This is a genomic window from Mesorhizobium sp. M7D.F.Ca.US.004.03.1.1, assembly GCF_003998635.1.
In the GTDB taxonomy this organism is placed as follows: Bacteria; Pseudomonadota; Alphaproteobacteria; order Rhizobiales; family Rhizobiaceae; genus Mesorhizobium; species Mesorhizobium loti.
In genome coordinates, this window is sequence record NZ_RZQG01000246.1 from 800 (window position 1) to 7,180 (window position 6,381).

General features: G+C 57.9%; 9 protein-coding genes and 1 pseudogene. 4 read left to right on the top strand and 6 right to left on the bottom strand.

Annotation, left to right across the window (positions count from 1 at the left end):
- On the top strand, positions 1-336 hold a 336-nt coding region (locus EN935_RS42075), incomplete at its 5' end, for a biotin transporter BioY (protein WP_245488981.1).
- Between the two features lie 424 nt (positions 337-760).
- Entirely contained in the window at positions 761-1,786 is a 1,026-nt protein-coding gene (locus EN935_RS15770) for an NAD-dependent epimerase (protein ID WP_127262761.1), read from the top strand.
- A gap of 194 nt (positions 1,787-1,980) precedes the next feature.
- Here the strand turns inward: EN935_RS15770 and EN935_RS15775 are convergent, their stop codons facing one another.
- From EN935_RS15775 to EN935_RS15800, 6 genes are all read right to left on the bottom strand, one after another.
- A complete protein-coding gene (locus EN935_RS15775) occupies positions 1,981-3,000 on the bottom strand; it encodes a P63C domain-containing protein (protein WP_206532352.1) in 1,020 nt (339 codons plus the stop codon).
- A 247-nt stretch (positions 3,001-3,247) separates the two neighbouring features.
- A complete protein-coding gene (locus EN935_RS15780; protein ID WP_127262762.1) occupies positions 3,248-3,454 on the bottom strand; it encodes a hypothetical protein in 207 nt (68 codons plus the stop codon).
- A gap of 121 nt (positions 3,455-3,575) precedes the next feature.
- A complete protein-coding gene (locus EN935_RS40810) occupies positions 3,576-3,761 on the bottom strand; it encodes a hypothetical protein (protein ID WP_164757566.1) in 186 nt (61 codons plus the stop codon).
- 17 nt (positions 3,762-3,778) lie between these two features.
- Positions 3,779-4,483, bottom strand: coding sequence for an SOS response-associated peptidase (locus EN935_RS15790; protein WP_127262763.1), 705 nt, complete (start codon positions 4,481-4,483; stop codon positions 3,779-3,781).
- A 9-nt stretch (positions 4,484-4,492) separates the two neighbouring features.
- On the bottom strand, positions 4,493-4,873 hold the full coding sequence (locus tag EN935_RS15795) for a hypothetical protein (protein ID WP_127262764.1): 381 nt from the start codon (positions 4,871-4,873) through the stop codon (positions 4,493-4,495).
- Entirely contained in the window at positions 4,873-5,469 is a 597-nt protein-coding gene (locus tag EN935_RS15800; RefSeq protein ID WP_127262765.1) for a hypothetical protein, read from the bottom strand. The genes EN935_RS15795 and EN935_RS15800 overlap by 1 nt, the downstream gene beginning before the upstream one ends.
- A 146-nt stretch (positions 5,470-5,615) precedes the next feature.
- Between EN935_RS15800 and EN935_RS15805 the strand changes: the two genes are divergently transcribed.
- Both EN935_RS15805 and EN935_RS42080 read left to right on the top strand, forming a co-directional pair.
- The gene (locus EN935_RS15805) at positions 5,616-5,885 is read left to right on the top strand and encodes a hypothetical protein (protein ID WP_127262766.1); all 270 of its coding nucleotides are present in this window, start codon (positions 5,616-5,618) and stop codon (positions 5,883-5,885) included.
- Positions 5,886-6,205: 320 nt separating this feature from the next.
- A pseudogene (locus EN935_RS42080) lies at positions 6,206-6,381 on the top strand (CpsD/CapB family tyrosine-protein kinase); the annotation flags it as partial.

A 6,381-nucleotide genomic window follows, 5' to 3' on the forward strand; every position in this document is an offset into this window, starting at 1 on the left:
TTCCCCGTCTTCCAGAGCACCCCGGAAAAGGGGCTCGGCGTTGCCTACATGCTCGGCTCGACGGGCGGTTATCTCGCGGGCTTCGTGGTCATGGCGGCAATCGTCGGCTGGGCTGCCGATCGCGGCTGGGACCGCCATCCGATCAAGCTTTTCAACGCCATGCTGGTTGCCGAAGTCGTCATGATGGCGATGGGCTTTGCCTGGCTGGCGCTTTTGATCGGCCCGGAAAAGTCGTGGCAGTTCGGTGTCGTGCCCTTCATCGTCGGCGACCTGATCAAGGTGGCGCTCGCGGCAAGCCTTGTGCCGGCCGTTTGGACGTTGCTGAAGCGCGGCTGAAACGCGAGCAGGGCCAACGGCTTGAAGCAATCAAGCCTTGGCTGGAACGGAGTGACTGGCGGATGCGTGGTGTCCGCCAAACACCGTATGTTGGCGTCCATATTGCCCGAAGAGCTCCGGCACCCTGCCGGCTTCCGCACACCACGGGCATCTGTCATTCCTGCCAGCATTATGCATCAGCGATATCGCCCATCCCGATGATGATCGTGGTGGCCGATGTTTCGGCATGCCTAACGTGTTGAGACCCATGCACAAAGCCGTGGTCGCCGGGAACATTTGGCCGATCATTTGGCCGAACTGCGGGGATCGGCCGGGACAATCGTGCTCATGCTTCACATTGCAATGAGGAGCTTTGCGAGAACCCAGGTGTGGTCTACTACATCAAGGGTCTGTTCCCCAGGCATGTTACGGATGGGCGCTTCTGATGAAGGTTCTGGTCACCGGCGCTGCCGGCTTCATAGGCTATCATGTATCGAAACGGCTGCTGGAGCGCGGCGACGAGGTTGTCGGCATCGACAACGTCAACGACTACTACGATCCGCGGATCAAGGAGGCGAGGCTGCGGCTGCTGGAAGAGGTGAGCCGCAAGACCAATACCGGCTATCATTTCATCCGCGGCAATCTCGCTGAAAAAAGCGTTGTCGAAGGCTGCTTCGCCGGCCACGCATTCGACCGGGTGATCCATCTCGCCGCCCAGGCCGGGGTTCGCTACAGCCTTGAAAATCCGCATGCCTATGTCGAAAGCAACATCATCGCCTATGCCAACATGCTCGAGGCCTGCCGCAACAGCGCCGTCGCGCACCTGACCTATGCCAGCACTTCGAGTGTCTACGGCGCCAACACCGACATGCCGTTTTCCGAGCACCGGCCGGCCGACCATCCGCTGCAGTTCTACGCCGCGACCAAGCGCGCCAACGAACTGATGGCGCACAGCTACAGCCATTTGTTCGGGCTGCCGACGACCGGGCTTCGCTTCTTCACCGTGTATGGCCCCTGGGGGCGCCCGGACATGGCGCTGTTCCTGTTCACCAAGAACATTCTTGCCGGCGAGCCGATCAAGCTGTTCAACAACGGCAACCACACGCGCGACTTCACCTATGTCGGGGACATCACCGAAGGCGTTGTGCGGGCCAGCGACAGCCCGGCCACGGGCAATGCCGCCTGGGACTCCAGCCGCCCGGATCCGGCCACAAGCAGCGCCCCCTGGCGCATCTTCAACATCGGCAACAACAACCCGGTGAAGCTGACCGCCTATGTCGAGGCACTGGAAAAGGCGCTGGGCAGGAAAGCCATCATCGAACTGCTGCCGCTACAGCCCGGCGACGTGCCCGATACCTTTGCCGACACATCGGCGCTGGAGCAGGCCGTCGGCTACCGCCCGACGACGACGGTGACCGAGGGCGTCGCGCGGTTTGTCGAGTGGTACCGGGCGTATTTTGGGCGGGGATAACGGAGAACGGCCCCTATCGTTCAAAAGTATTGATCGCCGTATTCCCGGTGCCCAAGACGATACCAGTGAGGCGGCTGGCTTTGCCGAGCAAAGCCGAATGGCGCGCGCTGAGTGCACGGGAAGAAGCGCGCCGAGAACATGACGCCAGAACGCCGCGCCGAGATTGCTAGGAAGGCGGCAAAGAAGCGTTGGGGTCATTCATCGTCGACGAATGGCAGTTGAAGCGTCGTGCCGCGTTTTGGCAGCGCTGTGTCTAACATAAGCTTAAATTGCGACCAGCTCTTTGACGCGCGCATTAGTGTTATGACCGCGTGTAGATGCTGAGCCAATGCCGGATGCCCTATGTCGTCCGTTAGGAGTTGGTGAAGCTTACCCTTCCTCTTACCGACGTCGTCGCGAGGCATTCTCTTTTCCAGTTCTTCACGAATGCCGGGAGCGAGGCGCTCGTATACGAAGTCAGTCGTATAACCGGCGACCGCCTGCGGCGGGTTGAACTTCCGTCCTCGCCATTCCCACCCACGCAAGCGGTAAATTTCCTTGTAGAAGTCGTCAGGAAAGCGCTTGGCCCAAGCAGCAAGTTCCTTAAGCAAAAAGGCGTCTAAGATATCTTGAAGAGCGTGCCGTTGCCTTACTTCCTGGAAGCCGGTGGCTTCGTCGACCAAAGCGACGATACCGATCTCTGCCAAGGCACGGATTAGCATATCAGCGGCGGAAATCATGGTTTCGTACCGCGCCGGAACCTTGCCGGTAGTTCGCAGGCTGGCATCGCGGAATTTCAGATAGACTTCTGCCACTCTCTTCAGCGATTTGGCATCGTATCCCACGCCCTTCCCGCCCTTCTTCGTGCGGTAAAAGATGGGTTTGGTCGACGCGGCTAACTCACTGGTAATGAATGGCTTTAGAACGTCTGACTGCAAAAAGAACGGTACTTCGTCGACGGTTGAAAGAACGCCAGTTCCCGCTTTCGGCGAGCGTGATCTTCCGAGCGCTCTTAGAAAGGTAGCCTGCGTAATAATGCGGGTTTCATCCCGTAGCACTGCCGCAGCTATTTCGGTCTGACCAATATTGAATGTGCCTTCAAAGTCCGCCATCGGCAAATCGCCAGACCAGCGTGCCTCTGCTGCCATCTGAGCAATCTCCTTGCGGCGTTCCTTGGTAAGAGCATTTGCGCGAGCCCTGCCTGCGGCAGCCTTCTTCGGGTCCTTCTCGGTCACGTTAAATGCTCCATGCTTGCAAAGTCGATGTGCAAGCATATGCTTGCATCTATGATTCTGCAAGCATGGATACTCGATATGAGAAAGCTGCTTGACACTTCGCATTCACAAGACGCTCAAACCCTCACCGGCAATGGTCGCTGGCGTGTCAGCAACGCTTTAGTCGATGGATGATCTGTGGGAGAAGATGGACGCCGTTGCATCTAAGCCAGGCCAGCGCGGGTCCCTACATCAGGCGTCTTCCGAGCTAGGCTCTGCGGCGCTTAGAAAGCGCCAGCAATAGGTCCGCTTCGTCCGTGATCCCGTTCTGGAAAACGATGACGATTTCCCCAGCGAGGGCTTCCCTCTGCTCTCTGTCTTTTTGGGCCAGCCGGCGCTCGATGCATAGTTGGCCGAACACCCGCTGGAGCAAGTCCAGATCAGCGGGCGCGAATACACCGCCGTAGCGTCGCATTGGCGTTTGCCGTCCCTCAAACACGGCTGATGCGGAACTATCCCACATAGTGGGTTTAATGCGAAGGAATTTCAAACTGAGACAATACCCAGGCCTGCCGAAAGTTTGGCGGGCTCGTCGCTCATCCGTAGCGCTTGCCAAGAGGCGGAGCCTTGAGCGCGTCGAGCTGATCCTGAAGACGGCCGTTTAGCACAATCATTTCCTTTAGCGCCTTCATCGTATCGCCCTTGTGCGAGGCAACGAACCTCTCGGCGACTGCCTGCAATGCCGCCTCTTGACGGCTATCCAGCGTGATTATGTGATCCATGGCGGCAACTCCACTGCTTAGAACAAAGAGCCCTGTGCCGGTGCCTGTTGAGGGAATTTGATCTGCGTTGCCGGCTTGTCGACAATCACAAGAGCATCGTCCGGCGCGGTGCGCTGCAAGCGCTTTGCCTCCGACCAAGGTTCGGTCAACCAGGTCTCAATCTCCTCCGGCGTCGTCAAGATCACCGGCATGGCCTTTTCATGAATTGGCTTGATCAACGAGTTAGGCGCAGTCGTCATGAAACCGTACAGCTCAAAATCGCCAAGACCATCCTTGACTTTGCGCACGCCATGCCATGGCGTCCACAGTCCAGCGAAGAAGAACAGCGGGCGGTCCTCGTTCAGCGCGAACCAATAGTTGCGTTGAATGCCAGTCTCGGGGTCTTTGTCGCCAGGTGTTGGGGAGGGTTCCGCGAAGCTGGTGACAGGTACAACGCAGCGGTTCTCGACGCCGACATACCGCTGCCAGTGGCCGTATTGCGGGTTTCGTATGTTCGTTGTGCCGTAGTCGGCGGCACCTTTCACGCGTTCGGCAGGAGTCGGCATGCCCCAAAGAAGGTTGGCTGCCTCGCGCTGTCCGTCTCGCGCGTTACGAATTACCGGGCCGGGTCTGTTCGGATAGATGTCTATCGACGGCTCCAAGTTGCCCAGAATGTCACGCAGAGCGCCTGTAAATTGACGAATGGCCTCTTGCGATGTGGTAATGTTGTAGAGATTGCACATGCCTTGCCCCTAGTTGCGCAGGATCTCGGGAACGCTGAGCGGGCCGAGATCGAGCATCTGCTTGTACTCGTCAGTACGGCGCCAGACCCCCTTCACGTTTCCGTTTTCCCGATCTCGCTTCGGTTCGAACGTCACGCCGTCAAAGTGGTCACGGAATGCCCTCGCTGCTGCGTCGTCACTGAAGCAGTGGAGCCGATAGTTTTCGTATTTGCCATTCGTCCATATCGCCTGAACGTGCCGCGTCTGGAATGTAAGCCTTCGATCCTGGCAAAACTTAGCGATCATGGTGAAGTTCCGATCGGTGCAGATGTCATCCGGCAGCGCGACCTGATGCGGCCAATCACGGTCGATGACCGATGGCGCCGGCGTGGCTCGGCTACGTTTTGTCATCAATGCGACGTCGGCTTCTCGGTTGCCGCCCCAAGCGCGTCGATGGCGTCAAAGACGGCTTGGCGCTTGGGTTCGATCGGCTCATCTGGCGTAAAGCCTGCGTACGACAATGGCGTATAAGCGACCGTTATCGCGGTGACGAGATCCTGCGCGAGAGTTCCATTGAGCATTTCAGCAGTAGCAGCAAGGGCCAGCAGGAAAACGCGTTCGTCGTTATATTCGTTACGACCATCTTCCGCTTGGATAATGGCACGGAGTTTTGCCAAAGCAGTGTCGCGGTCAGCAAGTTGCTCTTCGGGATTCGTAAGCAATTGAAGACCAATCGCGTGAACCCTTTTTTCATCCGGCCAGCTTTTGCAGCACGCCTGCAACGCCGCATTGTTGGCCTGGTACCAGACATCGGCCGCAGCGTATTCCGCTTCTGAAGGCTCCTGGTCTTCGAGGAATCCCATGTCATCCCAACCTTCGAGGGCAAACGCGCCCTCGGCCGCTTCTTCAGCAGTTATTCCTGCCCGATATAGCACGGCTCTTGCGGCCTCTAGGCCACGCTGTTTTTCCTCGGGCATTGCGCCCCGGGCCTGCATGATAATGTCCATGCCTGTCTCCTGTGGCTGTTCCGCCAATAGTGAACAAAATGAGAACAAAAGTCAAGACGCCTCTTGACGATAGAGGAATATGTTCCTCATTTCGGAGGATGCCGGAGCAACCAGAAAAGTGGCCGAAGGGCGTCCCGTGGACGTTGATGCATGCCCACAACGCAGGGCAGGTAGCGCGCATCCGATGCGGGCGTTGCAATATCAAGCGCTTCTACAAGCCGGTGGAACTTCGCGAGGTTGTCGGCAACGTCTCCATTGATCAATTGCGCACCAAGGTTCGCTGCGAAAAATGTGGGTGCAAGGATTCGATGAACGCCGAGCTATTTCATCCGGTGGGGCTGGAGCTTGAGACCATCCGATTCCGGCGCTTGGTTGAGATCAAGTGGGAAAAGCGCGTGGTCTGGAAGGATGAGTAGGTATGCGCCAGCGTATTCTTAAAAGGGGGCTCCCACATTTGGGTATTTTTGGGTATATTTTTGGATATGGCTCTGAAGATCGGTTCCCTGCGGCGGCACGCTGCAGGCGATGAAGGATTTGCCTGCACCGCAACACCCTGAATGACAGCAAGCAGCCCTGTCTGCCACGATGTTCTCTAGATGAGCTCGACATCCTGCCGCTTGTCGATGACCGCGAAGCCAGCATCGCCGATCAGAAATCCGGACTCTCCGAGGCCTATCGTTCGCTGCGAACATCGCTGCAGTTCTCCGGTGCGGAGGGCGCGCCGCGATCGCTGCTGGTGACCAGCTCGGAACCGTCGGAAGGCAAGTCGACCACCTCGTTCAAGCTTGGCCAGGATTTCGCGGCGCTCGGCGCAAGGGTTCTGCTTGTCGACGGCGATCTTCGCAAACCCAACCTGCATCGGCTGTTCGGCCTCGACAATGCGATCGGATTGAGCAACCTGCTGACAAATAC